This is a genomic window from Halanaerobium hydrogeniformans (genome assembly GCF_000166415.1).
GTDB classification, from domain to species: Bacteria; Bacillota; Halanaerobiia; order Halanaerobiales; family Halanaerobiaceae; genus Halanaerobium; species Halanaerobium hydrogeniformans.
Genome location: NC_014654.1, coordinates 2,006,434 through 2,031,838 on the forward strand (window position 1 = coordinate 2,006,434; position 25,405 = coordinate 2,031,838).

General features: G+C 32.2%; 28 protein-coding genes. 4 read left to right on the forward strand and 24 right to left on the reverse strand.

Annotated elements, in window-relative coordinates; all coding sequences use genetic code 11:
• The first annotated feature begins 28 nt into the window (after positions 1-28).
• Both HALSA_RS09180 and HALSA_RS09185 read left to right on the forward strand, forming a co-directional pair.
• Positions 29-616 carry a cyclodeaminase/cyclohydrolase family protein gene (locus HALSA_RS09180; protein WP_013406290.1) on the forward strand — a complete coding sequence of 196 codons (588 nt, stop codon included), beginning with the start codon at positions 29-31 and terminating at the stop codon, positions 614-616.
• Between the two features lie 18 nt (positions 617-634).
• Complete coding sequence (locus HALSA_RS09185; protein ID WP_420795039.1) at positions 635-1,474, forward strand: bifunctional 5,10-methylenetetrahydrofolate dehydrogenase/5,10-methenyltetrahydrofolate cyclohydrolase; 840 nt, start codon at positions 635-637, stop codon at positions 1,472-1,474.
• Positions 1,475-1,883: 409 nt separating this feature from the next.
• On the opposite strand, the gene HALSA_RS09190 is transcribed toward HALSA_RS09185, so the two are convergent.
• The 18 genes from HALSA_RS09190 to HALSA_RS09270 all read right to left on the reverse strand — a co-directional run bounded on the left by HALSA_RS09190 (position 1,884) and on the right by HALSA_RS09270 (position 19,312).
• Positions 1,884-2,699: a CsgG/HfaB family protein gene (locus HALSA_RS09190; protein WP_013406292.1), complete on the reverse strand. Its 816-nt coding sequence runs from the start codon at positions 2,697-2,699 to the stop codon at positions 1,884-1,886.
• Complete coding sequence (locus HALSA_RS09195) at positions 2,700-3,470, reverse strand: CsgG/HfaB family protein (RefSeq protein WP_013406293.1); 771 nt, start codon at positions 3,468-3,470, stop codon at positions 2,700-2,702.
• A 35-nt stretch (positions 3,471-3,505) separates the two neighbouring features.
• Positions 3,506-3,937 carry a curli assembly protein CsgF gene (locus HALSA_RS09200; protein ID WP_013406294.1) on the reverse strand — a complete coding sequence of 144 codons (432 nt, stop codon included), beginning with the start codon at positions 3,935-3,937 and terminating at the stop codon, positions 3,506-3,508.
• A gap of 29 nt (positions 3,938-3,966) precedes the next feature.
• Positions 3,967-4,488, reverse strand: a complete 522-nt coding sequence (locus HALSA_RS09205; protein ID WP_013406295.1) for a hypothetical protein — start codon at positions 4,486-4,488, stop codon at positions 3,967-3,969.
• 133 nt (positions 4,489-4,621) lie between these two features.
• Positions 4,622-5,248: a hypothetical protein gene (locus tag HALSA_RS09210; RefSeq protein ID WP_160143067.1), complete on the reverse strand. Its 627-nt coding sequence runs from the start codon at positions 5,246-5,248 to the stop codon at positions 4,622-4,624.
• A 78-nt stretch (positions 5,249-5,326) separates the two neighbouring features.
• Positions 5,327-6,142 (reverse strand): hypothetical protein, encoded by an 816-nt coding sequence (locus HALSA_RS09215; protein ID WP_013406297.1) that lies wholly within the window; start codon positions 6,140-6,142, stop codon positions 5,327-5,329.
• A 564-nt stretch (positions 6,143-6,706) separates the two neighbouring features.
• The gene (locus tag HALSA_RS09220; RefSeq protein ID WP_013406298.1) at positions 6,707-7,840 is read right to left on the reverse strand and encodes an AfsR/SARP family transcriptional regulator; all 1,134 of its coding nucleotides are present in this window, start codon (positions 7,838-7,840) and stop codon (positions 6,707-6,709) included.
• A 103-nt stretch (positions 7,841-7,943) separates the two neighbouring features.
• Complete coding sequence (locus HALSA_RS09225) at positions 7,944-9,134, reverse strand: iron-containing alcohol dehydrogenase (protein ID WP_013406299.1); 1,191 nt, start codon at positions 9,132-9,134, stop codon at positions 7,944-7,946.
• A gap of 1 nt (position 9,135) precedes the next feature.
• Entirely contained in the window at positions 9,136-9,636 is a 501-nt protein-coding gene (locus HALSA_RS09230) for a hypothetical protein (RefSeq protein WP_013406300.1), read from the reverse strand.
• 15 nt (positions 9,637-9,651) lie between these two features.
• A complete protein-coding gene (locus HALSA_RS09235) occupies positions 9,652-10,200 on the reverse strand; it encodes a TIGR01440 family protein (RefSeq protein ID WP_013406301.1) in 549 nt (182 codons plus the stop codon).
• Positions 10,201-10,307: 107 nt separating this feature from the next.
• A complete protein-coding gene (locus HALSA_RS09240) occupies positions 10,308-10,565 on the reverse strand; it encodes a hypothetical protein (protein WP_013406302.1) in 258 nt (85 codons plus the stop codon).
• A gap of 96 nt (positions 10,566-10,661) precedes the next feature.
• Positions 10,662-11,615: a tRNA modification radical SAM protein MnmL/YtqA gene (gene mnmL / locus HALSA_RS09245; RefSeq protein ID WP_013406303.1), complete on the reverse strand. Its 954-nt coding sequence runs from the start codon at positions 11,613-11,615 to the stop codon at positions 10,662-10,664.
• Positions 11,616-11,631: 16 nt separating this feature from the next.
• Positions 11,632-12,384, reverse strand: a complete 753-nt coding sequence (locus HALSA_RS09250; RefSeq protein WP_013406304.1) for a phosphatase — start codon at positions 12,382-12,384, stop codon at positions 11,632-11,634.
• A gap of 213 nt (positions 12,385-12,597) precedes the next feature.
• Positions 12,598-14,352, reverse strand: coding sequence for a pyruvate kinase (gene pyk / locus HALSA_RS09255; protein ID WP_013406305.1), 1,755 nt, complete (start codon positions 14,350-14,352; stop codon positions 12,598-12,600).
• Positions 14,353-14,375: 23 nt separating this feature from the next.
• Complete coding sequence (gene pfkA, locus HALSA_RS09260; RefSeq protein ID WP_013406306.1) at positions 14,376-15,374, reverse strand: 6-phosphofructokinase; 999 nt, start codon at positions 15,372-15,374, stop codon at positions 14,376-14,378.
• Between the two features lie 18 nt (positions 15,375-15,392).
• Positions 15,393-15,569 carry a hypothetical protein gene (locus tag HALSA_RS12835; protein WP_013406307.1) on the reverse strand — a complete coding sequence of 59 codons (177 nt, stop codon included), beginning with the start codon at positions 15,567-15,569 and terminating at the stop codon, positions 15,393-15,395.
• A 30-nt stretch (positions 15,570-15,599) separates the two neighbouring features.
• Positions 15,600-15,830, reverse strand: a complete 231-nt coding sequence (gene mtrB / locus HALSA_RS09265) for a trp RNA-binding attenuation protein MtrB (protein WP_013406308.1) — start codon at positions 15,828-15,830, stop codon at positions 15,600-15,602.
• 122 nt (positions 15,831-15,952) lie between these two features.
• Complete coding sequence (locus HALSA_RS09270; protein ID WP_013406309.1) at positions 15,953-19,312, reverse strand: DNA polymerase III subunit alpha; 3,360 nt, start codon at positions 19,310-19,312, stop codon at positions 15,953-15,955.
• Positions 19,313-19,426: 114 nt separating this feature from the next.
• Between HALSA_RS09270 and HALSA_RS09275 the strand changes: the two genes are divergently transcribed.
• The gene (locus tag HALSA_RS09275; RefSeq protein WP_013406310.1) at positions 19,427-19,648 is read left to right on the forward strand and encodes a NifU family protein; all 222 of its coding nucleotides are present in this window, start codon (positions 19,427-19,429) and stop codon (positions 19,646-19,648) included.
• Between the two features lie 37 nt (positions 19,649-19,685).
• Here the strand turns inward: HALSA_RS09275 and HALSA_RS09280 are convergent, their stop codons facing one another.
• From HALSA_RS09280 to rlmD, 6 genes are all read right to left on the reverse strand, one after another.
• On the reverse strand, positions 19,686-20,066 hold the full coding sequence (locus tag HALSA_RS09280; protein WP_013406311.1) for a YlbF family regulator: 381 nt from the start codon (positions 20,064-20,066) through the stop codon (positions 19,686-19,688).
• Positions 20,066-20,560, reverse strand: coding sequence for a metallophosphoesterase family protein (locus HALSA_RS09285; RefSeq protein WP_013406312.1), 495 nt, complete (start codon positions 20,558-20,560; stop codon positions 20,066-20,068). Before HALSA_RS09285 ends, HALSA_RS09280 begins: the two co-directional genes overlap by 1 nt.
• Before the next feature lie 17 nt (positions 20,561-20,577).
• Positions 20,578-21,720: a DUF362 domain-containing protein gene (locus tag HALSA_RS09290; RefSeq protein WP_013406313.1), complete on the reverse strand. Its 1,143-nt coding sequence runs from the start codon at positions 21,718-21,720 to the stop codon at positions 20,578-20,580.
• Between the two features lie 58 nt (positions 21,721-21,778).
• The gene (locus HALSA_RS09295; RefSeq protein ID WP_013406314.1) at positions 21,779-21,994 is read right to left on the reverse strand and encodes an FmdB family zinc ribbon protein; all 216 of its coding nucleotides are present in this window, start codon (positions 21,992-21,994) and stop codon (positions 21,779-21,781) included.
• A gap of 23 nt (positions 21,995-22,017) precedes the next feature.
• Positions 22,018-22,290 (reverse strand): hypothetical protein, encoded by a 273-nt coding sequence (locus HALSA_RS09300; protein ID WP_013406315.1) that lies wholly within the window; start codon positions 22,288-22,290, stop codon positions 22,018-22,020.
• A gap of 160 nt (positions 22,291-22,450) precedes the next feature.
• Positions 22,451-23,821: a 23S rRNA (uracil(1939)-C(5))-methyltransferase RlmD gene (gene rlmD, locus HALSA_RS09305; RefSeq protein ID WP_013406316.1), complete on the reverse strand. Its 1,371-nt coding sequence runs from the start codon at positions 23,819-23,821 to the stop codon at positions 22,451-22,453.
• Between the two features lie 186 nt (positions 23,822-24,007).
• On the opposite strand from rlmD, the gene HALSA_RS09310 reads away from it, so the two are divergent.
• On the forward strand, positions 24,008-25,390 hold the full coding sequence (locus tag HALSA_RS09310; RefSeq protein ID WP_013406317.1) for an MATE family efflux transporter: 1,383 nt from the start codon (positions 24,008-24,010) through the stop codon (positions 25,388-25,390).
• The last annotated feature ends 15 nt before the right edge of the window (positions 25,391-25,405 follow it).

Here is a 25,405-nt window from a genome sequence, read left to right on the forward strand (position 1 = left end):
TACTAAATTAATCAGAAAGGAGTAAAATATGTATTCTAAAGAATCAATTGAAAGTTTTTTAAATGACCTGGCTTCTGAAAAATCAATACCTGGAGGAGGGAGCGCTGCTGCTTTAAGTGGTGCACTCAATGCTGCTGTTGTAAGTTTTATCTCTAATTTAACAATAGGTAAAGAACAATATAAGGATGTTGAAGAAGAAGCAAAAAATATTTTACTAGAAAGTAATCAGCTAAAAAAAGAAATGCTTCTAATGATCGACCAGGATAGTCAAATACTCTCTAAAATTTTAGACAGCTACAAAGCAGGAGACCAAAATAAGGTTAAATCAGTCTGCAGTGATGCAGTTGAATTCTCGATGGATATGACAAAAAAAGCGCTTAGATTAATGGAGTTAACACTTGCAATAAGTAAAATAGGCAATAGAATGCTGGCTAGTGATTTTGAAGTTGCTGCCTATATAGGTGACGCAGCAGTAGGAAGTGCAATAGCCAATATTAAGATTAATCTCAAAAGCCTTGATGACAATAAATATAAAAAAAATGTAGAAAAAGAATATAAAGCTCTTAAAAAGAAAAGCTCTAAATTAAAAGAAGAAATAATTAAGTTAGCTAATTAAAATATTTACACAACAGGAGTGGATCAATTGAAAGAATTAAGCGGTAAAAAACTTGCAGCAGAAATAAAAGAATGGTGTATTGATGAAGTTGAAAATTTAAAGGCAGAAACCGGTAGTTCTCCTCATTTGTTGGTTTTGCAGTATGGAGAAGATGCTGCCAGCAAAGCTTACACTAATAGAATTGCAAAAAACTGTGAGAATATTGGAATTGAATTTGAATATCAACAGATCAAAGATGATCCTGAATCTTTTTTAGCAATATTAAAAAATGCTAATCAAGACCCAAAAATAACTTCAATAATGGTCCAACAGCCATTACCAGATGAGCTTAAAGACAGTCTAGAAATGATTAACCCCAAAAAAGATATTGAAGGTATAACCTCTGCTTCATTAGGCAAACTTTTTGCCGGTTATGATACCTTAGTACCAGCTACTGCAGAAGCCTGTATGGAAATACTCGATTATTATAATATTCCACTTAAAGGTCAAAGAGCTGTTGTTGTTGGCAGAAGTAATATAGTGGGTAAACCAGTTTCTATCTTACTGCAACAGCGACATGCTACGGTAACAATGTGTCACTCTAGAACTAGAGACTTAACAGCTGAACTGCAAAACGCTGATATTGTTGTAGCAGCTGTTGGTAGACCAAAATTAATTACAGCTGAGATGTTAACTGGAAATTCTATTGTTATCGATGTTGGAACCAATTTTGTGGATGGAAAATTAATAGGAGATGTCGATTTTGATTCTTCAGCAGAAAAGGTTAAAATGATTACACCTGTTCCTGGAGGAGTAGGCACAGTTACTAATCAGGTGTTAATGCGTAATATAGTTAAGTCATTTAAAAATTTACATTAAATAAAAAAACTCCCCGGGGGAGGGGAGTAAATTTATTATAATTATATTGACTCTAGGTCAGAACTGACTCTAAGTCGAATTATATAATAAATTTTCTCTTTTGTCCAGCTTTTTCATGAATTATTAGCTAAAATTTTCACCTAAAACAAAGCCCCGGTTTTAATCGGGGCTAAACAGAGCACTAGTGCTCTGGGATAAATAATTATCCACATTTTAATTTATTGTAATAATTATATTCTAAACCTTACAATGGATAACTTTTATCCATAATTCCACTTTTATGATCAGGGGCTTGTATTTCAGCCCCTGACTTGTAGTGGAAAAGATTTAATAATCTCTGCTAAGAGATTATTATATTTTTATAAAATTGTTTTTCCACAACAATTTAAATTTATTAAATCTGCTTCCACTACATAATTCCACTTGTACTTAATTTAAACACAGCTTCTTCAAGTAATGTTCTGACTACAAGATTAATTACTTCCTGTTGTCCCCTACCTGTTTCAAACTCTACAATGTTGTCTCCTATAAAAGAAAATGTGTTGACTCCAACTTTTTTGCCTTCAATTTCTCCTTTTAAACTTTCACCCCATACAACTGTTCCGGTTGTAGAATCAATAACCCTAATATCAATAGCAGTACTTGCAATTGCTTTTTGACGGTTACCTCCTATTGATCCAATAGCAAAACCAAGACCTCCTGTTTGCATATCAACCTGATACTCAGTAATTGCTCCAGCAATAATATAATCTGCCCCTATAAGCATATCTATTTGAGGACCTTCTCCTTCTTTAATTCTATCAAGTTCTTTCAAGTTTAATTCTATTGTTATATTAGATAATTGAATTCTGTCTAATATTTTAAACTGTCGAGACCGATGTAAAGCAGTTATTAACATATCTTCTGCCCCCTGGGTCACTACAGTAGAACGGTTATTACTAAAACGATTATCTTTAAATTGACCTGTCCTATCTTCAATTCTATAAACTGCTACAGTAACTCTATCTTTTCTTTCAGGTAACGCTGATAACAACTGGGTGGTGATTGTAACATTAGGTTGAGAAATTTTAATTGTATCAATATTATTTAATATTTCTGCTGACTTTTCTTCTAATTGAGATAAAACATTTGTGTCACCTAAAGAACTTGCTGAGACTCTTGGGCTTAAAATCGAAAGGACCATAATTACTATCAAAACATATCTAATTTTTTTGTAATTTTTCATTTACAAACCACCTCTAAAACTATTAGATATATCAAAAACGGCTTCTTCTATTAAAGTGCGTAGTACTAAATTTATAACTTCTTGCTTACCAGTTCCTGTTTCCAATTCTACAATATTATCTCCAAAAAAGGAAAACATTTGTAAGCCAACTTTTTTACCTTCTACCTCACCTTTGAGGCTATCAGCCCAAACAACTTCCCCCGTGGTAATATCTATTACCCTAATATCAATAGCAGTACTTGCAATTGCTTTTTGACGGGTACCTCCAATTGCTCCGATAGCAAAACCCAGCCCTCCTGTTTGCATATCAACCTGGTATTCAGTAATTGCTCCTGTTATTATATATTTTGGACCAGACATCTCTCCTAAAATTGGTCCTTGATCCGGAGCTAAACGGCCTTCAGACTGTAAATTTTGTTCGTTCATAAAACTTCTAAATATAGTTCTATCAATAATACTAAACTGTCTAGATCTCAATAAAGCAGTAGTTAGCATATCTGCCGCACCTCTGGAAACAACTGAAGAATCCCATGATTGATATTGCCCGGTTTTATCATTAAATTCATAAACTGCCACAGGTATTTTAATATCAGTATCAGGTAAAGCAGCCAGCAACTGAGTTGCAGTAGTTACATTAGGTTTACCAGAAAGTATAGACTCAGATGCATTTAAAATCTCTTGAAAATCTTCTGCAGCAGTATTTCCTATAAAAACAAAGCAAGTTAAAATCAAAAATAATAATACTACCTTCTGAACCAATTTTCTTTTCATAGTTAAGCCCCCTCCCTTCCTGTTAAATAGATAAACTAAAACTCAATATCATTATAATCATCCATAAATGAATTGTAAGTTAAAGTAGTTTTGTCTCCAGTAATTCTATCTTCAATAGTTACAATAACTTCCCCGTCTAATCCTTCGGTAATGTTTATAATTAAATCTCCTACCCTTAAGTCCTCAATTTCTTTGAATTCTTCTTCATTTAATAACTGTCTTATTATACTTCGCTGAACTGAGGATAATAACCTTTGTTCTAAACTTGCTCTAAACCTTTCATAACTGCTTATATCTTCAGTAATCATACCCGCTTGTTTTTCTGCTATATTAATTGCAACCTGCCTGGCATTTGGGTTGTTAAAATACTGAAAATCCCAACTCATAGTATAATTAGCAGCTTGAGAAACACCGGAAAGAAAGAAAAATATGCAAATTGTTATTACCACTACAAATAATTTTTTCATTATAATTGACCTCACTTTCATTTTTATTATTAAAACTTAATTTGAAAGCCTGCTACTGCAGCAACATTGCTATCTTCTGAACTTAACTCTTCATCTATATATTTAGCTTCTATAAAAAAATTCTCCGAAACATCAGTGCCAAGGAAAACTTGATAATTAGCTTTTCCAGTAACTCCGACTCCTGCTCCAATATATGGTGTAAGCATTTGATATTCAAGTGGCGAAAATTTAACTCCAATAAATGCATCTCCATTTGACTTTGCTCTATAATATATGCCTTCAAACATGATACTTAAACCAGAAACCGGAACATCTACTCCCAAACGCAAACCAGGATTAACTTCATTCCCATTTATTTTATAATTCGTAAAAAATACTGCCAATGAATTATGGTTTGCATAAGTTTTTTCTTCTTCCATCTGTCTTTGTAAATTTTGAGATGCTTCTATTAATCTAATTCTTTCTTCCATACTCGTTTGCGCAGAAACTGAACTACTTATTAACAAAATGATCAGTATCCCAAATAATAAAATAATAAATTTTTTTTCCACTAAAATCATCCTCCCATTTTTTATATCCGTTCAGCCGATCTATTTTTTAAATATAATTTAAAAATTTTATAAAAAGCCGTTTTGATAAAAATAGTCAAAACGGCCTTAAATAAAATAAACAGATTTTTTGACCTTAAAACTGAACTTCCAATTTAAGATCATGACCATCTTGAATAATGATAGCGTTTTTATCATTACCCCCTTGAAGGATCAAAGCCATATTATTTGATCCATATTGAGAGATAGAAGCGGTATGTCCATCACCAAATTGACCGATACCAGCCCATTGCTTAAAACCATTCTGATAAATATTTGCCTGATTGTCATTTCCATATTGAAGAATCCCGGCAAAGTTAAAATCTCCATATTGGTCAAGATTCGAAGTATTATTATCACCTTTCTGATAAATACCGGCCCAATTCCAATATCCATGTTGATCAATACACCCATAATTTTCTTCACCGTTCTGGATTATAAAGGCTTTTGGAGTAAATTCATACCAAAAATCATAGTCCCCGTTTCCACCATTATTTCCATTATCATCTCCAATAAAGGGATTCAAATTGCCAGGGAATTCACCAGGACCGGGAAAAGGAAAACCAGGACCTCCACCAGGACCACCTTCTATACCGGGAGGTCTTTCATCTACTAATCCGGGTGGACCTCCTCCACCAGGAGGGCCTTGAGCAAAAACTCCTATAGAAGTAATGAAAATCATTAGAATCATAACTGTAAAAACAATTGTTTTTTTATAGTCCACCATATATTCACCACCTTTTCAAAAAGGGATAAAAAGCAGCCTGAAGTTTAAAAGTCAGACTGCCTCTTTTTTTGTTAATTAATTGCTCTGATTTATTATACCTAAATTACTATTTCCATTTTGGCTAATAAAAGCGGAAAGGCCATCTGCATTCTGATGAATTTCTGCATCGTTCCAGTTACCTACCTGCATGACATTAGCTAAATTATCGTAGCCTCTTTGCTCAACAAATGTTCCGTTACGGTCGCCATCTTGAGAAACTGTTGCTATTTGGCCTTCACCAAACTGCTCTACTAAAACATAGTTGAGCTCTCCACCCAATTGATCAACTGTTACAGAATGGAAATCTCCATCTTGTCTGGTTCTAATTCTATTTAGATATCCGTATTGAGTTATATCAGCAAATGAACCTTCTCCACCAAACTGGCTGACTCTAACAAAACTTCTATCTGCATCCTGATATATAAAAGCTTCCATTAAATCGCCATTTTGCCCTACACCAGCATAGTTTAATTCACCTTTTTGATCAATATCAGCTAAGTTAAATTCGCCGCGTTGATTAACTTCGCCTTCATTGTAGTATCCGTCCTGCATTATATAAGCTTCATTCATATAACTACCAGCTTCAGCAGGTGGAGTAAACTGAAAATCTATGCCCTGGCCGATATGAGCCCAGTTGTCACCAATTTGAGTAATTTCAGCAAGATCAAAATTGCCTTCCTGAATTATTTCTGCATTATAACCAGCATAAGGTACATTACCGAAATAGTCATTGGTCAGAGTATACCAAGGTTGATTATTAAAATTATCACCATCAAGATAACTAGCAGCTACACCTAAGCTCATGCTTAATACAAAAGCTAAAACTAGAGCCATTATTAATAATTTTCTCATTTAAATCACTCCTCATTTTTTGTTTTGAATTCTTACTTTGGCCGCTTTCAACATTGACTAACAGCCATCTATAGGTGATCATTTGAAAATAACGTGTCTTAACATCCAATTAATTAATTCTTTGTTTCTTGACTGTCTTTTCCCACTAATTTTTGTGCCACCACAGTTGATTTTCATGTTGTTTTTTGCCACCCACCTCCTTTAAGGCTTTCTCTAATACTTTTACTTTTTATTATAAACTCCTCAAAAAAATATAAGGAGATTGTCAGCTTAGAGCTTAGATTTTGTTTTAAAAATTAATTAAGATCGGGGGTCATAATTTTCAACCCACGTTTTGTAGTGGAAAAGTGTTAGTTTTATAACACTTATACTACTATAAAAAAGTTATTTTTAATAAGATGTTATTACTAATTTCTTTTTTATATTTATTTCTTTTTTCTTAAGTTAATGATAACAGTCGATACTATCAATATTTTCTAATATAAATCGAAAAAATCTCGAAAAAAAGAAAAAAACCACCGATTAGGGTGGTTTAGTAAAAATTATTTTAAAATTCTATAAATTTTAATTAATTTCTGTTATGTCTATACTTGGTTTTTTTAACAAATTTAGTTCCTCACAAAAATTATTAAATCTTTGCATGATTATTCCACTATTGACAAGGCTCATCTCATGTAAAATTAAATAGATTTTGTCATTACCAAAAGATAAGATATCACCAGATCTGAGCATTGCAGCCATTTTTTCAGCTGCTTTTTCAACTGGAACAGTTAATTTACTGCCATTGAAATCAACAGACATTAAAATAAATTCTTTTTTTAATCTTTTTACCTGTCTTAATTCAAGTTCATATATTTTTTCGAATATATCAAAATCACAAATCATCGCTCCAGAATTAAAATCTTGTTTGTTATTTAGATTAAATTGAACCTGTTGAGTTAAATCTCTACTCAATTTTATTCTGTGATATACATTATTTAACTCCTGGCCGGGAAGCAAATCCAATTCTTCTTTTAATATTCTCTCACACTTTTTATAACTATTTATAGCTTCTGCTATCCTACCAAGTTTTACAAGTGCTTTAATATAGAGTAAATAAAAGTTTTCTCGATAAGGATCATATTCTATCCCTTTATGCAGATAGTTTACTGTATCCCGATATTTTTCTTCTTTAAATAGCTTATCAGTTAATACTTCAATTAAATTTAAGTAATACTCTCGTAACTCTTCCCGATAGATTTCAAGCCAGTCTTCATATTTTAAATTGCTGAAAAAATCTCCTCTGTATAAAACAAATAAATCTTTTAAACTTTCAAGCTTAATTTCCTCGCCTTTAAGTAGTTTATCTATTTCGCTCTCAAAACATTCCCAATCTGTCCATATTTCATAATTTTTATTTATGGTATAACTGCCGGTTACTGATTCTATAATATCCTTCGGAACCCCATCTTTAGTAAGCGACCTTCTCAACAAATAAATTGTATTATATAATTTTGTTTTCCCATCTTCTAAATCTGATTCAGGCCAGAAAACATCTACCAGCTCTTCAACACTAACATTGCGTTTCCACTCTAAAGCCAGATACATCAACAAATACATAGCCCTTTTGGAGACCCAATTACTACCATCAACCTGTTTTCCTCCATACTCGAGATAAAAAGAACCCAAACCATAAAAACAAAGTTTTCCACTACTCATTTCTAACACCCCCAAAATTAAGACTTTCCCATTTCACAACTTTTATATTTGGGGCACTTTGTTTTAAAATTTTTATATAAAAACAAAGGTGTCCATTATTTTTTTAAAAAGCAGCTTCTAAAACACTTTCTATATCCTCTCTTTTAACTTTACCGGCTGATGCTAGAACAGCAGTATTATGCATGGCTTTTTCTATAATATCTGGAAAATCATTTCTTTTAACTCCTATTTCAGATAAAGTTAAGGGGATTCCTGTTAATAATTGTAGCTCATTTAAAAGTGTTGCTATCTCAGCAACTGCAATCACTGCTCTATCTTTTGCAGGAGTATTAGAATATTTTTCTGGGCCAGAAAGAGCCAGCAAAATATCCTGATATGAATTGCGACAGTACTCAAATTTAAGGTTATGGAACATTCCATGTGGCAATATAATTGATAAAGCATCACCATGTGAAACTCCAGAAATTTTTTCACAGGCATCTCCTATTGCATATATAATGCCAGCTCTTGAATTAGCAAATGCGATCCCTGACATTAAAGCAGCATTATTCATTGCCATTCTGTGATATTTATTACTTATATTTTTAACCAGTGGTTTAAGTGAACTCCCAATTAATTTTAAAGCCGAAAAAGCATAAGCATCACTTAAAGGATTACGCTGTAATCCCGTGTAGGCTTCAATTGAATGAACCAGTGAATCAATCCCCGTTGAAGCAGTAAGTCGTGGCGGCATTTCATAGGTCATTCTGGGATCAATGACAGCCAGGTCAGGCATCAATTTATTTGATATAAATTCTAGGTTTTTATTAAATTGATCATCAGTGATAACAGCTTTTAAAGCAGCTTCTGATCCTGTACCTGTAGCAGTTGGAATAATAATAAAAGGCTCCATCTTGGAATGTATGGTATCTATACCCCTCAGATCTTTAAGGCTTTTACTTTTCTCAGATATTAAAAGATTTATTCCTTTAGCGGTATCTATTATTGCTTCTCCACCCAGGGCAATAATACCATCACAATTATATTTGTTATATTTATCAGCACATCTTTTCACTATTTCTACTGTTGCCTGATTTGGTATATTCTTTATTATTTGTTCTGGAGAAATATCAGTACTTGCTAAACTTTCAAGTAAAATATCTAAATTTTTAATCTCATCTAACATCTGATTTGTTAAGATCAGAGGCTTATCCACATTGAGTTGTTCTAACTCATAACTTAAAGTATTTAATGAATTTTCACCGGAATTAATTTTGATTGGATTAAAAAACTCGTAATAATTGGGTAAATCCATTCTAAATCTCACCCTTTTCTTTTTTTGTCAAGAAAGCTTTAAAAATTAATGAAATCCAAGAAATTTCTTTTTTTAAATTATATCCTAATAAATCATTAGAGGCTTGTTCTCTACTCAGATAAGCTTCTATAATTTCTAAGATATAAATAAAGGAAACAGCAAATTCAAGCTCACCTTCTAAAAGGATTTTCCCTTCAGAAAAAGCTAATCTTATTCCTTCTTTTGCTGCTAAAACTTGATAGGCAAACTCTTCGTTTTTAAAATAAATTTTCAAATCAATATTTTCAAAATTTTTGCGGCTGCCAAAGTATGTTATTTCTTTATTGTTTTTTTTGATTATTAAAGCTGGTGAATTCCGATCAACAGCTAAAGCTAAAATAAATTCTTCAGGTAAATAGGATAGCTCTTTTTTAATTCTAGAATCTAAAGAGCTTAAAACTACCAATGATCTACCAATTAAACTCAAAATTATTTTATCTGCTAAATGATGTAAATAATTCAAAACGAGACCTCCAAATTAATAACTTCTATATTTTGCTCTAACTCCACCAACCATCTTTAATCTTGTTTTTGCAGCAGTAAGATGGGCTTTTCCTATTTCTTTTAAGCTCAATCTAACTGGCACTGCTATATTTTTTAAATGCATAGCAATCAAAACATCTCCAATATCAATACCTAAGTCAGCCTCAATTTTTTCTACAGTTACCGGATCTTTAAATTGTTTATATGCAGCTGTCGCAAAAGCACCTCCGGCATTACGATGAGGAATAACATTGACTTCAGGAAATGAGTATTTTTGCTGGCACTCTCTTTCAATTACTAAAGAACGATTGATATGCTCACAGCCTTGAACTGCAAGATAAAAATTCTTTTTCTTTACAATATCTATTACTCGTTTTATTATTTTTTCGCCAAGTTTTAAATCTGTAGCAGAACCGATTTTTTTACCTTGAATTTCACTTGTGCTACCACCAAGAACCATTATTTGACCAGGCTTTGGCTCAGCGATATTTAGCAATTCTCTGATGGAGTTTTCTACATCAGTTAAAATCTTCTCTGTTTGCATTAAAAATCTCCTTCCTTATCTTGCTAATTATATTCTATATTATTATGATCTATATCGCAAACGTGAATTATAGAAAAAAGCCGGGTAGACCCGGCATTTAATAAAAGTTAATGTTCTGATTCCCAAAAAAGAATCTGTTCTGGGAGATCAAAATATTCTGATAATTTTTCCCTAACTTCTGGGTCAGGCAGCTCTCCTTTAAAACACCATTTATGCAGTTCATGAGTTGATACATCCAGTCGTTCTGCCAACAGATTGAGCGGCATTTTCTCAGCATAAATCAAACCATACAGTATCCGATTCCGGGTTCCAATCATTAGCTTTTCTTTAGATCTAACTGTGGAGTCCATGCCATCTAAACTCATAATAACACCCCCAGAAGGGAACACCCCTCATTTATTGTGTCTTAATTATATCACAAAAATTTAAATAAACAAAGCAGGAGGATCTGTTATTTTTGTCTAAAAATCATTTAATGTCTTACCATTTAAATAATTAAATTTTTTACCCTGATAAGTATTTCTTTTATTCATCTTTTTAATTATTAGATCATGAATTTCCCACCATGGTTTATCCCAATTTAAAAATATTGTGCCTTCTTCAGGAGCTCTACCTATCAATCGTTGTACAGCAATATCAGGAGATAAATTCTCTAAAAATAAAATAACTCTCTCAATATATTCTTCTAATGAACATAATTCTATTTCCACATTATGATATTTTTCCCCCATAACTGAGTTCTCTCTGATATATAAAGCATGTAATTTTACATGATCTAATTTTAAAGCAGATATAATTCTTGCCCCTTCTTTTACATCAAGTCGAGAATCACCGGGCAGGTTTAATATCAAATGGGCTCCCACTTCTGCCTGATATTTTTTTGCAGTTATAACTGCATCAATAAATTCGGCTAATCCATGTTTTCTATTTACTTTCTCTAATGTCTTATAGTTTACAGTTTGCAGCCCAAACTCAAAAGCTAATTTAATCTCAGGTGAAATTTCATTTAAAGTTTTTTTTAAAACTCTAATATATTTTTCGCTAATAGAATCTGGTCTGGTTGAAAAATAAACAGCAGCAATAGCTTCAACTTCACAGGCTTCCTTTAAATATTTAATGAGCTGATCTAAAGGAAGATATGTGTTTGAGAAATTTTGAAAATAAGCTATAAAATTATCAACCCCATAACGTTCTCCAATATATTTTTTATTTTCTAAAAGTTGATTTTTAACAGACATACTTTCCGGCAGCATTTCAAAGTCTGCTCCTTCTTCGCCACAAAAAAAACAACCCTTTGTTCCTAAGTTTCCATCTCTATTAGGACAGGTTGTTGGTAGATTAACCGGGAGCTTATAAGTTTTTTCTCCATACTTATCTTTTAAAAACTTAGAATATTTATAATAGGGTTGTTCCATAAATTACACCTCATAACTAAATAGTTTTTTTCAGCTCTTTTAGCCGTTGTTCTCTTAAGCGAAGATAATTTAAAACACTGTCCTGAGAACGATTTATAATTAGATTCCTATCATAGTGTTTACTATTAAAGATAAATTCTAGATTTGAATAATCTCCAATATCTTTATGAAAATGAGCATCACTATTAATCGCGAGTTGGAAACCATATTTTTTAGCAAGTTTAAGCAACTTTATTGATTCTGATTTTATACCTCTAAAAGAATCTTTTTTGGTACTATAGGAACTGGCATTTAGCTCTAAAATAACATTGTTTTTCGCTGCTGCTTTAGCCACTATATCTAAATCAACTGGATACTCCTTTTGCACAGGATGAGTAATCATATCAAGATAAGGATTTTCCATAGCTTTAATTGTAGCTTCAGTATAATCTTGCTTGTTTTTTAGAGTATGGCCTGTTTGACGGTGGATACCTGCACTAACAAAATCAAGGGTTTTTAGCATATCATTTTCTAGATCCAGTCTGCCTTCATCTAGTATATTTGCCTCAACACCTTTTAAAATAGTAACCCCGTATAATTTATTAGGAATGACATTAATATTGCCAAAATGATATAAATGAGGGCCTCCTGGCATTTTTGGCCCATGATCAGTTATCGCAATCAATTTTATATCATTTATAAAAGCTCCTTTGGCCATTTCATCTACTGTAGAATAAGCATGACCACTAGCTACAGTATGAGTGTGTAAATCACTTTGTATTTCTAACATATTAGCACTTCCCTTCTTTATTATTTACTTATAATCTTATAGAAGTTATGTTAATGATATATTGAATTATCATTAATTATCTGTAAACATTTTAACAATACTTTGCGCTAAAAGCAAGTATTTATTCAAAACATATTCTTAGATTTAAATAATCAAGCTGCGGCAATATAACCGCAGCTTGATTATTAATTATGAAAAAAATTATTTTTGATATTATTTTAAGTGAGCCTGTCCTCTGTAGACCAAACCTCTTACACCATCAACTGTAATGATTTCTCCATCTTCAAATAAATCTGAGAGGTCCCCAGTATTAACTACAGCAGGAATACCAATATTTAAACCGACTATAGCTGGGTGAGAGGTTAAACCACCACTATAAGTAACAACTGCAGAAGCTTTCTTTAAAGCAGGAATATAATCTCTATCTGTAATCCGGGTGATAAGTATATCTCCCTCTTCAACTTTCTCCATTGCTTCCTCTGCTGAACTTACAACTCTAGCTTTACCAACAACAATACCTTTACCAATACCCTGGCCTTCTGCAACTGGTTTACCAACAACATCAATTTTGATTAGGTTAGTAGTGCCAGAAATACCAACAGGTGTACCAGCAGTAATTGTTACCAAATCACCTTCTTCAATCAATCCATGCTCAAGAGCAGAATCAATTGAATTCTCCATCATTTCATCTGTATTACTACTTCTAGCAGCAAGTAAAGGATAAATACCCCAGCTTAACACCAGCTGATGTAATACCCTTTTGCTTGGAGTTACAGCGATAATAGGAGTTTGAGGTCTATATTTAGAAACCGTTCTTGCGGTTAAACCTGAACCGGTAGAAGTAATTATGGCATCTGCTCCCAGTTCTTCCGAGGTTTCACAGGTAGCTAAACTTATAGCACCAGTTACTGAGTTAGCTTTAAACTTATAATCCTTAACAAATTTTTCTTTATAACTTTGTGATTCCTCAACTTCTATAGCAATTTGAGCCATTGTTTTTACAGATTGAACTGGATATTTCCCGGCTGCTGATTCTCCGGAGAGCATAGTTGCATCTGTTCCATCAAAAATAGCATTTGCAACATCAGAAGCTTCTGCTCTTGTTGGTCTAGGATTTCTAATCATAGAATCAAGCATTTGAGTTGCTGTAATAACAGGTTTAGAAGCTTCATTACATTTGCGAATCATCATTTTTTGGACAATCGGAACCTTTTCTGCAGGAATTTCTACTCCTAAATCTCCTCTAGCTACCATAATTCCATCTGCAACCTTTAAAATATCATCAAGATTTTCTACACCTTCCTGGTTCTCTATTTTAGCGATAATAAAAATATCTTCATTTCCACTTTCTTCTAAAAGCTTTCTGATTTCTATAACATCATCTGCTTTTCTAACAAAAGATGCAGCGATAAAGTGAACTCCTTCTTTAACTCCGAAGCGAATATCTGAAATATCTTTTTCAGTTAAAGATGGTAAATTTACACTAACTCCAGGTAGATTAACCCCTTTTCTTGAACCAACTTCACCACCATTTAATACTTTAGTAACTAGATCATCACCGTCTATCTCCATAACTTCTAATTCTATTAAACCATCATCAATTAAAATTTTATCCCCAATATTCATATCTTTAGCAAGTTCTTTATAAGATACGGAAATCTTTTCGGAATTACCAATTATATCTTCACCAGAAATAATTAGTTGATTACCTTCTTCTAAAGTGATTTTATCCCCATCCATATCACCAGTTCTTATTTCTGGGCCTTTAGTATCAAGCATAATTCCAATCGGGTTACCTGTTTCTTTTTCTACTTCCCTAACTAAATCAAATCTCTCTTTATGTTCTGCGTGATTACCATGAGAAAAATTGAATCGGGCCACATTCATTCCGGCCTCTACTACCTTCTTAATAGTTTCTTTATCATTTGTTGCAGGTCCTAATGTACAAACAATCTTTGTTTTTCGCATGTTTACCTCCCAATATAATTTGTTTACATGGATAATATACTAGATAAATTATATATATCCATATCTATTTGCTGTTTTTCCACAATAGCATCAGCAATTTTACAACTGCCAATGGAATTATCTTTATAATTTATCATAATATCTCTATGACCTTCAATTAACAGATCAACTGCTTTTGCTCCCATCCGACTGGCAATGATTCTATCAATTGCAGTTGGGCTACCACCTCTTTGCAGATGGCCTAATATAGTAACTCTTGTTTCCATGCCAGTTTTTTCTCTAATTAAATCTCCCATTGCAAGACCAGGGCTACCATTATAACCGGTCAGATCAACAAAAGGTGCTTTTACACCTTCCGCTATTAAAATAAGGCTGTGCAATTTACCTTTATTAAATCCCTGTACTATTCTATTTGTTACCTCCTGAGGAGTGAAGTCAATTTCTGGTACTAAAATAAATTCTGCTCCTCCAGCTAAACCTGTCATTAAAGCTAAATATCCTGAATCTCTTCCCATACATTCAATCACAAATGTTCTTTCATGAGAAGTAGCAGTATCTCTTATCTTATTTATAGCATCAAGTATTGTATTCATTGCTGTATCTACACCAATTGTATAATCAGTACATGATAAGTCATTATCTATAGTTGCAGGAATACCCACAGCACTAATCTCACTTTCTTGATTAATTTTTTGTACTCCGTGTAAAGAACCATCTCCACCAATTACTACAAGAGCATCAATTCCTTCTTCTCTCATATTTTGATAGGCTTTTTCTCTTCCTTCTCTTGTTCTAAATTCTTCACAGCGAGCAGAAAAAAGAACAGTTCCTCCTTTCTGAATTATATCTGCAACTGAACTTCTCTTCATATCAAAAAAATCTTTTTCTATTAAACCTTTAAATCCATATCTGACCCCTACTACTTCGATGTTATAAAAAATAGCTGTTCTAGCAACTGCTCTAATAGCAGGGTTCATTCCTGGAGCATCTCCACCACTTGTTAATATTGCTATTTTATTCATCTATACTATTCCTCCATTTTAAAAATTTTCATGCAAACATGTGTAGGCTTCCTCAGCCTCACTAGCAGGTACCTTGATTTGATAATTGTTTGACCCAATATCATCTATTTCTATCATGAATCCTTCTCTTTCCATTATAAATAATATTTCTTCTGCTTCTTCTTTTGAAGAAGCTATATATAATACCTGCCACATTTTAAAGCTCCTTTCAATAAAAACTCTCAATTAATTACTTTGTGAACTATCAGCTTCAATTTTGCCATGTTTACTTAATAATTCGGCTTTTCCTCTAATTTTCATAGCTGAAACATTTTCTGTGAATTGAGCAGCAAGAATCTCTCCTTTATCCAACTTTTCTGTATGATTAAATCTAGTATCTTTCCCTCGGGTTAGCCCTATTATTGTCACCCCATCTTCTAAAGCTTTAATTATAATAAAATCAGCATTGACATCCATGGTTATTCCTCCTTTATTCTAATTAATAATATAATAAGAAAAAAAGCATTGTCAAGAAAATTTACAATTTTTACTTGTATATTTTAATATGTTGAGATTTTTTTCTCAAATAATTTTTATCTTTAATCAATAAATTCAAAAGATGATGCCCCGATTGCCTTGCCCAGTTCTTTAATTGTTCTTCTATTCTTAGTTAAGTTAAAAGATGAATCGGTAATAACCATCTTATTATCTTTTTTCAACAGAACAATTACATCACCTTCTTTTTTAGACAAATATTTTTTTAAGCCAATTATTTTTTGTTTTTTCAATTTAGAAATATCAATAATCAAATAATTATTGTCTAAAGATAAAATCTTTTCTGCTATTAGTTGATTGTCGTTTTTGCGTGCCAGGACACCAATGGCATTTTGATCTGAAAGCACAAAGTTAATGCTTTTAAATAAATCAGCGAAAACTATGATCTCTATTTTATCATTCTGATCACTGATTGTTAAGAAAGCCATCTTATTATTTCTTTTAGTAATATGTTCTTTATAAGAAATTATATTGCCAGCGGTAAAAACTTTTTCTCCATCAGATGCCTTTATCGCTTGAGAAATATTAGCAATATTCAATTTAGTAATTTTATGCTGATAATTGTCTAGGGGATGAGCTGACAAATAAATACCTAAATATTCTTTTTCCTGTTTTAATATTGTTTCAGTTTCCAGCTCTTTTATATCCTCATATTTAAGATCTTCCTCGATAAATTTATTTTCTTCTCCAAAAAGTTCAGCGAAGGATCTCTGGCCCTGTGCCCTCTGTCTGGAAAGATTATTATATTTTTGATATAATTCCTCATAATTTATTAAAAGAGCAGCTCTACTTTCTACAATATCATCAAAAGCTCCTGCTTTAATAAAAGCCTCAAAACTTTGAATATTTAACGCACTCATATCTATTCTTTTTAAAAAATCTACAACTGATTTGAACTCTTTTTCTTTACGAGCATTTTCAAGAGCATAAATAGTATTAGAACCAACATTTTTTATAGCTTTAAGTCCATAACGAATCTTATTATCTCCTTCTGCTTTAAAATCATGATAGCTTTTATTTATATCAGGTGCTAAAATTTCTAAATCAATTTCTCTTGCTGCTTTAATATAATCTGCAATTTTATCCTGATTACCCATTACCGATGAAAATAAAGCTGCCATAAATTCAGCCGGATAATAATATTTTAAATAAGCAGTTTGATATGCCAAAAATGCGTAAGCAGTAGAATGTGATTTATTAAATCCATAACCAGCAAAATATTCCATTTGATCAAATATTTTTTCTGCTGTTTCTGCTGCTATTCCATTATTTACAGCACCCTGAACAAATTTCTCTCTTTCTGCTGCTACAATTTCTAATTTCTTTTTCCCCATCCCTCTTCGCAAAAGATCTGCTTCTCCCATTGAATATCCACCAAGACTACTGGCTATTTCCATTACCTGTTCTTGATAAAGAATCATACCAAAGGTTTCTTCTAAAATTGCTTTTAATTTAGGATGAAGATAATCGGCTTCTTTTTCACCATGTCGAATTGCGATAAAATCATCCACAATGTTACTGCCAAGTGGGCCTGGTCTACCTAAAGCTAACATAGCAATTAAGTCATTAAAACGTTCAGGTTTAAGTCTTTGATTCAAAGACTTAAACAAATAGGACTCCATTTGGAAAACACCTGCTGTTTTACCGGTACTTAAAAAATCATAAACATTTTTATCATCAAAAGGTATAGAATTAATATCAATTTTTTCATTTTTCCTGCTTTCTATTAATTCTAAAGTGTTTTTTATAACTGTTAAATTTCTCAGACCCAAAAAATCCATTTTCAATAAGCCCAAAGCTTCTAAATCATCCATTGGCAGCTGAGTTATTATATTCTCATCCTGTTTTTGTAAGGGAACAATTTCAGCTAAAGGCTCAGCACCAATTATTACTCCTGCTGCATGGGTAGATATATGCCGGGGAAAACCTTCTACTCCCTTAGCATAATCAATCATTTTTTTTATCTGTCCATCTTCCTTATATAAATTTCTCAATTTTTTATTATTATTTAATGATTCTTCAATCCCAGAACGAGAGGAGATTAATTTAGCAGCCTTATCAACTTTTCCATAAGGAATCCCAAGTGCTCTACCAACATCCCTTACTGCAGCTCTAGCTGCCATAGTACCAAAAGTACCAATTTGTGCTACTCTGTCTCGACCATATCTATCCCTTACATATTCTATTATTTGATCTCTATTTTCATCAAAGTCAATATCAATATCAGGCATAGTTACTCTTTCTGGATTTAAAAATCTTTCAAAAATTAAACCATATTTTAAGGGATTAACCTTGGTTATCTTTAATAAATAAGCTACTAAACTACCGGCAGCTGAGCCCCTGCCAGGGCCAACCATGATATCATTATTTTCTGCATATTTCACAAAATCATAAACGATCAAAAAATAGGCTGCATAACCCATTTCAAAAATTATTTTAAGCTCATATTGAAGTCGTTCAACAGCTTTTTCATCTTCAGCCATTCCTCTTTCTTTAAGCGCTTTTTTGCAGAGCTTTTCCAATAATTCCTCTGGGTTTTTATTGTCTTTAAGATCCGGATAATCTGGTAAATAAAAATGATTGAAATCCAATTCTAAATTTACCCTATCTGCAATTTTAACCGTATTTTCATAAGCAGAATCCAAATCAGGAAAAAGCTTTTTCATCTCTGAAGGAGATTTGTAATAATATTCCTGACCACTAAAACTCATTCTGTTTTCGTCATCAATAGTTGTTCCTGTCTGTAAAGCAAGTAATATATCCTGTAATTCAGAATCTTCACGTTCTAGATAGTGAGAGTCATTACTCACAACCAGGGGAATATTTTCTTCATTGCTAAGCTTAATCAGACCCTGAGCAGCTTCTTTTTCCTCTTTTAGGTTATGGTCCTGCAGTTCAAGAAAAAAGCTGTCATGACCAAATATAGCCTGATAATCAGAAACTGCTTTTTTAGCCAGATCATAATTGCCATTTAAAATAAGTTGTGGTACTTCTCCCTGTAAACAAGCAGAAAGACAGATTAATCCATCACTGTGTTTAGCCAGGAGTTCTTTATCAACTCGTGGCTTATAATAAAATCCTTCCAGCCATGATTTAGTAACCAATTGGATTAAATTATGATAGCCCTCATTGTTCTCAGCTAATAAAACAAGATGGTAGTTCTTTCTATTTCTATTGCTTAATTTGTTTTCAGCTAAATATAATTCACAACCAATAATAGGTTTAATATTCTCCTTTTTAGCCTGCTGATAAAATTCTATCATCCCATATAAAACTCCATGGTCAGTTATGCTAACTGCAGGTAGAGAATATTCTTTGCTTTTTCTGATTAAGTCCTTAATTCTGATAGCACCATCTAAGAGACTATAAGCTGTATGGTTGTGCAAATGAACAAAATTGGCCATTTTAATCATTCTCCCACTATTATATGATCTAAAAAATAAGAAAAAGATTTTAAAGCTTGTAAAAACTTGAGTTTTTTTGTATAATAAAACAAAGTCATTTTAGGAGGTGCAAGTATGAAAGAAGAAGTTCAAAAATATCTTGATAAAATAAGACCAAGCCTTCAAGCTGATGGTGGAGATGTAGAATTGGTTGAAGTAACTGAAGAAGGCATCGTAAAAGTAAAACTTCTTGGCGCATGTAGTGGTTGTCCAATGTCAACCTTAACCATTAAAAATGGTATAGAACGCACATTGAAACAAAATGTAGATGGAGTTAAAGAAGTCCAACCTGTTTAAATTATGCACTTTTTAAAAGCACCCAAATTGGGTGCTTTTATTTTTCTGAATTTTCTTCTTCGGTTTCTGCTTCTAGTTCTTCTTCAGCTATCCCAATCTCTAATTCGGAAAAAACTATTTTCTGAATGTCATTAATCATTTTGCTTAACTGGTATTCAGCCTCTAAATATTTTTTTACATTACTATTAATTTCAATTAAATTTTGCAAATTCTGCAATTTTTCTTTATCTTCTTCAGCAAGTTCTTCGCCAGCAATCCTTTTATTCTGTAATTTCATCATCAAGTTTTGATAATCAATTAGCATTTTTTTGGAACCTGATTTTTCCATTACTTTTTCTCTTAGCTCTTGATAGTTCTGGTATTCTTTAGAATCTTTAAGCTTTCTTTGTAATCGTCTTGCGTGATCATAAACAGACATTAAGACCCCTCCTCCAAAATTTTTATCTCACCATTAACCTTATCTCCAATATCTATTATACCAAAAGTATGGTTTTTCTCCAATCTTTTATCTGTTGGAGAACCAGGGTTAAAAAATAATTTGCCCCCTAATTCTTCGTTAACTGGTCGATGAGTATGACCAAAAATAATTACATCACTTTCAGGAAAACTATAATTCAAACTCTGCAAGACATTTCTACCACCAAATTGATGGCCATGAATGACAGAAATTTTCTTATTTGCTATCTCAAAGCTAAGTTGCTCATTTAATTTTTCCTGAAGTGGAAAACTATCTCTATTACCTGCAACTGCCTTAACTTCATTTAAAGATTTTAAACAATTTAAATATTTTTCCTCAGTAAGATCTCCAGCATGCACAATTAAATCGACTTTTCTTAATTCTTCAAGTAATTTTTTTGGTAATTTTCTTCCTACACCTGGAAGATGGGTATCTGAAATAACTCCAATTTTCATTTATTTTTAAACCCCCATTATTTTGCAAAAAACAATCTGGCCAGCAGCGGATATTTTATCTCTACAGCATCATAAGGACATAATTCTTGACAGCAAAAACAGCGTATACAACCATCAAGCTCTACTTCTGGAAAATTATCTACCATAGTTATAACCTTCGGTGGACAATTTGCAGCACAGTTACCACAACCCACACAATTATCTTTTTTAAAAACTGGTTTTGGTCGAAGAAGATTTTCCAAAATATCGGCCAAAAAGTCAGGCATCCTTTTCTTTAAAAAATTAGTTTCTTTTTCTATTTTCGGAATATCTACTGAGGCAAAAGGAATAAAATCATCACCTTTTAAGATTAATTTATCTTTTTCAATAATCGAATCTTCAACTGCAGCTTTTATAGATGGGACCCTTTCAGCAGGATTAATGCCCAGTAATTTTACTGCTGCTAAATCTAAATAAAAAGGTGATTTAGAAGCCAATAAATAATTAAATCTTTTTGGACTCCCATTAGAAGGCCCTTCTCCTTCCATCCCAATTACTGCATCCATTATAGTTAAACTTGGGTTAACAAGTAAAGCTAAGTCATTAAGCATTCTAGAAAAATCATAGGCAGACTGCATCCTTAAATGGTATTCCGCTTTAATAACTCCCGGTATACAACCAAAGAGATTTTTTACAGCTCCTGTATACATAGTTAATCCATGAGTTTTAAGTTTGGGCAAATTAATTATTAAATCTGCCTCATTGATAAAATCAACCAATTGAAAAGATTTATTTGCTTTCCCCTCAGCAAACTCTACTTTGTTTGATTTAGTATTAAAATTTAATTTAAAATTATTTTTTGTGGCAATTTCTGTAAGTCCACTTTTAGCATAGGCTCTTTCTAATAATTTCCCATTAAATGGTCCGCCTGGACTATCAGCTATAATCACCTCAGCCCCTAAAGCCTGAATTTTTTTGCCCAATGCTGCAATTAATTGAGGATTAGTAGTTACAGCAGTTTCAGGTTTTTTACCCATTAATAAATTAGTTTTCAATAATACTTTTTGCCCTTTTTTGACAAATGTAGATAGACCACCTAATTCATTAAGCAGTTCATCAATTTGTTTATCTAATTCTTTGTCTTGATAAGAATTGCATTTTTTTAAAACAACTTCAGACATATTTCTACCTTCTTTCTTGTCTAAAATTAAAACCGGCTCAAAGGCCGGCTCATCTTATTTAAGAAGCTTTATGATCTTTTTTGTTACTTTTAGATGAATCTTTTTTAGCCTGATTAACATAAAAGTTTGAGCTCTTAAAAAGAATCCCCGGAGAACCTATTATTCTCTTCACTTCAGACCCACATTCAGGGCATTTTTTTAAAGCTTCATCTTTAATATTTTGAAATTTTTCAAACCTTCCACATTCTTCACATTCATACAAATATGTCGGCATTTTTTATTCCTCCTTCAAAGCTTTTATTTCATTTGAGCATTTAATAATCCCCAGTAATTATATAACTGAATAAATATAAATAAAGCTAAAATCAACCATTCTTGAGAATATATAAAATAGCCTCCACCAATTAGGGTAGTTGATATTATAGATGTTAAAACAAATTTTTTCTTCATTTTAATTTTCAAAACCTGCCAGGGAATAAGACCAAATCCAATAAAAACACCAGCATCAACATTATAAAAAAGTCCAGCAAAACCAATTATTACAAAAACAATTAATAAAAACAGATTCATTTATTCTACCCCTTCCTTAAATGGAGTATTATAAAGTAACTTTATAATATAATATATCATAAATATACCTATTTTAGCAAGTAATCAAGCTATTGGCCCTCCTTGGGGCAAGCCCATGAGGTTTACAAGCAGAATTTTACTCTTTCACAACTATATCTGACTATATTTCACCAGACTTATTTTTAAGTTTTAATAAAGCTACAGATTCAATATGATAGGTATTAGGAAACATGTCTACTCCCTGTATTTCAATTAACCGGTATTTGCCTTTAAGCTTTTTAAGATCTCTTGCCTGAGTAGCGGGATTACAGGATATATAAATTACCTTTTCTATTTCCAAATTATTTAATAAATCAATTGTTTTTTCAGCTAAACCTTTACGAGGTGGATCAAAAATAATGCTATCAATTTTTTCTTCAGCAAGTATTTTAGCTAATTCATCTTCTACAAGACCATTAATAAATTTTATATTTTTAATTTTATTTAATGCTGCATTCCTTTTTCCATCTTTTACGGCTGGTTTTAATGATTCAACAGCAAAAACTTTTTCTGCTTTTTCAGCAATATATAAGGCTATACTCCCGGTACCAGAAAAGGCATCTACTATTTTTTGCTCATTATTTTCTTCTAAAAAATCTAAAACTTTATTATATAATTTTTCTGCTTGAAGGGTATTGACTTGAAAGAAAGATCTGGCAGATATTAAATAAGCTGTTTTATTTATATATTCCTTAATATAGTTCTCTCCTCTGATAATTATATCTTTTTTGCCAAAGATAACATTGGTATTTTTATTATTTATATTTTGAATTACTCCTTTTAATTCAGGAATAGCAGCCAATATCTTCTCAGCAATATTCTCTTTAGCTTTAAATTCATTTCCGTTTGTAACAAAAATTAATAAAGCCTGATTTGTACACACTCCAACCCTAATTACTAAATGTCTTAATAATCCTTCAGCTGTTTCTTCATCATAAACGCTTATCTCTCTTTTATTTAATTCTTTTAAGGTTGTCTTTAATATTCTATTGATTAATGGATGCTGAATTAAACAATCATGATAGGGAACAACCTCATGGCTGCCCCTTTTATAGAAACCAGCAGTTATTTCCCCACTTTCTTTAGTAGTTAAAGGAAATTGAGCTTTATTACGATAACGAAAATCATCTTCTGCAGCCAGCACTTCATTTATTTTATATTCATCAATTCCAGCAATTCTTTTTATGATCTGCTGAAGATTGTTATTTTTGAGTTCCAGTTCTTTTTTGTATTCTAAATGCTGTAGTTGACAACCTCCACAATCATTATAAACTGGACAGGGTGGCTTTTTTCGGCCTTTTCCTGCTTCTATGATTTCAATTAATTTAGCAAATGCATAGTTCTTTTTTATTTTGGTTATTTTGGCTTTGATTAAATCACCAGGAATAGTTAACGGTATAAAGACTGCTATTCCTTCTTTTGTTCTGGCAACTCCATCTCCACCATGGGCGAGGTCTTCAACTTTTAACTTCTTGATTTCTCCTTCATACATTTAATATCTAACTCCCTTATATTTTATCTGATTATTAAAGTTAAGCTAAGTAAATATTATCATAGTTCAAGCAGCTTGACCAGCCCATAGTATTTTGACATCAAAAGCTCTTTTGTGATAGAATGATATGCTAGATTATTCTATAAAAATTATATATTTTAATCAATCCAGTCTGGAGGATGTCTTATGCAGAGCAGTTCAGAACGTCTAGAAAATGAAGCAATCATTCCGTTATTATTTCGCCTATCTGTTCCCTCAATTATAGCAATGGCCACTCATGCACTTTACAATGTTGTTGACAGTATTTATGTTGGCCGCTTAAGCACTGAGGCATTATCTGCTTTATCTCTTGCATTTCCAATACAAATTGTTTTAATCGGAATCGGAGTTGGAATCGGAATCGGTGTTAGTTCTTTAATTGCAAGACGGTTGGGAGAAAACAATAAACATGCAGCGGTAAATGCTGCTGAACATGGAATTATGATGATCTTTATAGGTGGTTTAGTAGTCGCCATTATTGGTTATTTTTTTTCAACTCAAATATTAGAACTTTTCACTAATGACGAAATTTTAGTTCAAATGGGTAGTGAATACATTAAAATAATTTTAATAGCTTCTATTTCTATTTTTTACCCGATGGTTGTTAACCATATTTTAAGGGGAGAGGGTAATACATTTGTTCCCATGGTAGCAATGTTAATTGGCTCAATTTTAAATATAATAATAGATCCCTTTATTATTTATGGCTGGTGGATATTCCCCCGAATGGAAATCGCAGGTGCTGCAATTGCTACAGTAATTTCTCAACTAATAAGTGGTGTCTTTTTAACTTATATTTTGCTCAGTGATAAAAACGAATTAAAAATCTCTTTAAAAGACTTTAAATTTAATTTTAAAATTATTAAGGATATTTATATAGTTGGCTTTCCAGCAATGGTAATGCAATTTTTAGCCAGTTTTATGTTAGGTGGTATGAACAGAATCCTGGCCGAATTTGGTAGTACAGCCATTGCAGCTGCAGGTATATATTTTCGACTGCAGTCCTTTGTTTTTATGCCAGTTTATGGTTTAAACCAGGGTTATATGCCTATTATGGGATATAATTATGGTCATAATAACCCTCAGCGGATGAAAAAAACATTTAAATCAGCCCTTTTAGTTGCTTTTATTTTCACAACAATTGGCTTTTTTGTCTTCCAATCAATACCAGAATTAATGATTACGCTTTTTAATAATGACCCTGAATTAATTAGAATTGGCACAACAGCCCTCAAAAGAATAAGTATTGCTTTCCCAGTTATAGGACCAGCAATAATTATTTCAACTACATTTCAGGCTTTAGGTAATGGTTTTCCAAGTTTGTTCTTTTCTTTTTTAAGACAAATAATCGTTCTACTGCCATTAATGTATTTATTAGGCCAATGGTTTGGCCTTGAATATTTATGGTTTGCCTTTCCAATTTCAGAAATTGTGAGTGTTATCCCAGCTGCTTTCTGGATTAAGTTAACTTTGAATGATGTTTACCAAAAAATGACTAATAATATTGCAAACAAAAAGGCAGTTCAATGAACTGCCTTTTATTAT

What these genes read in the sequence shown, in the direction of transcription:
- pfkA (WP_013406306.1), bottom strand. Translation starts at nt 15,374, where the DNA reads ATGAATAAAATAGCAATATTAACAAGTGGTGGAGATGCTCCAGGAATG.
- HALSA_RS09220 (WP_013406298.1), bottom strand. Translation starts at nt 7,840, where the DNA reads ATGAGTAGTGGAAAACTTTGTTTTTATGGTTTGGGTTCTTTTTATCTC.
- HALSA_RS09225 (WP_013406299.1), bottom strand. Translation starts at nt 9,134, where the DNA reads ATGGATTTACCCAATTATTACGAGTTTTTTAATCCAATCAAAATTAAT.
- HALSA_RS12835 (WP_013406307.1), bottom strand. Translation starts at nt 15,569, where the DNA reads ATGTGGCAGGTATTATATATAGCTTCTTCAAAAGAAGAAGCAGAAGAA.
- HALSA_RS09300 (WP_013406315.1), bottom strand. Translation starts at nt 22,290, where the DNA reads ATGAATCTGTTTTTATTAATTGTTTTTGTAATAATTGGTTTTGCTGGA.
- HALSA_RS09280 (WP_013406311.1), bottom strand. Translation starts at nt 20,066, where the DNA reads ATGTCTGTTTATGATCACGCAAGACGATTACAAAGAAAGCTTAAAGAT.
- HALSA_RS09240 (WP_013406302.1), bottom strand. Translation starts at nt 10,565, where the DNA reads ATGAGTTTAGATGGCATGGACTCCACAGTTAGATCTAAAGAAAAGCTA.
- HALSA_RS09290 (WP_013406313.1), bottom strand. Translation starts at nt 21,720, where the DNA reads ATGTCTGAAGTTGTTTTAAAAAAATGCAATTCTTATCAAGACAAAGAA.
- HALSA_RS09215 (WP_013406297.1), bottom strand. Translation starts at nt 6,142, where the DNA reads ATGAGAAAATTATTAATAATGGCTCTAGTTTTAGCTTTTGTATTAAGC.
- HALSA_RS09190 (WP_013406292.1), bottom strand. Translation starts at nt 2,699, where the DNA reads ATGAAAAATTACAAAAAAATTAGATATGTTTTGATAGTAATTATGGTC.
- rlmD (WP_013406316.1), bottom strand. Translation starts at nt 23,821, where the DNA reads ATGTATGAAGGAGAAATCAAGAAGTTAAAAGTTGAAGACCTCGCCCAT.
- pyk (WP_013406305.1), bottom strand. Translation starts at nt 14,352, where the DNA reads ATGCGAAAAACAAAGATTGTTTGTACATTAGGACCTGCAACAAATGAT.
- HALSA_RS09250 (WP_013406304.1), bottom strand. Translation starts at nt 12,384, where the DNA reads ATGTTAGAAATACAAAGTGATTTACACACTCATACTGTAGCTAGTGGT.
- HALSA_RS09200 (WP_013406294.1), bottom strand. Translation starts at nt 3,937, where the DNA reads ATGAAAAAATTATTTGTAGTGGTAATAACAATTTGCATATTTTTCTTT.
- HALSA_RS09295 (WP_013406314.1), bottom strand. Translation starts at nt 21,994, where the DNA reads ATGCCGACATATTTGTATGAATGTGAAGAATGTGGAAGGTTTGAAAAA.
- HALSA_RS09180 (WP_013406290.1), top strand. Translation starts at nt 29, where the DNA reads ATGTATTCTAAAGAATCAATTGAAAGTTTTTTAAATGACCTGGCTTCT.
- HALSA_RS09270 (WP_013406309.1), bottom strand. Translation starts at nt 19,312, where the DNA reads ATGGCCAATTTTGTTCATTTGCACAACCATACAGCTTATAGTCTCTTA.
- HALSA_RS09235 (WP_013406301.1), bottom strand. Translation starts at nt 10,200, where the DNA reads ATGCAAACAGAGAAGATTTTAACTGATGTAGAAAACTCCATCAGAGAA.
- HALSA_RS09195 (WP_013406293.1), bottom strand. Translation starts at nt 3,470, where the DNA reads ATGAAAAGAAAATTGGTTCAGAAGGTAGTATTATTATTTTTGATTTTA.
- mnmL (WP_013406303.1), bottom strand. Translation starts at nt 11,615, where the DNA reads ATGGAACAACCCTATTATAAATATTCTAAGTTTTTAAAAGATAAGTAT.
- HALSA_RS09275 (WP_013406310.1), top strand. Translation starts at nt 19,427, where the DNA reads ATGAAAGAAGAAGTTCAAAAATATCTTGATAAAATAAGACCAAGCCTT.
- HALSA_RS09285 (WP_013406312.1), bottom strand. Translation starts at nt 20,560, where the DNA reads ATGAAAATTGGAGTTATTTCAGATACCCATCTTCCAGGTGTAGGAAGA.
- mtrB (WP_013406308.1), bottom strand. Translation starts at nt 15,830, where the DNA reads ATGGATGTCAATGCTGATTTTATTATAATTAAAGCTTTAGAAGATGGG.
- HALSA_RS09310 (WP_013406317.1), top strand. Translation starts at nt 24,008, where the DNA reads ATGCAGAGCAGTTCAGAACGTCTAGAAAATGAAGCAATCATTCCGTTA.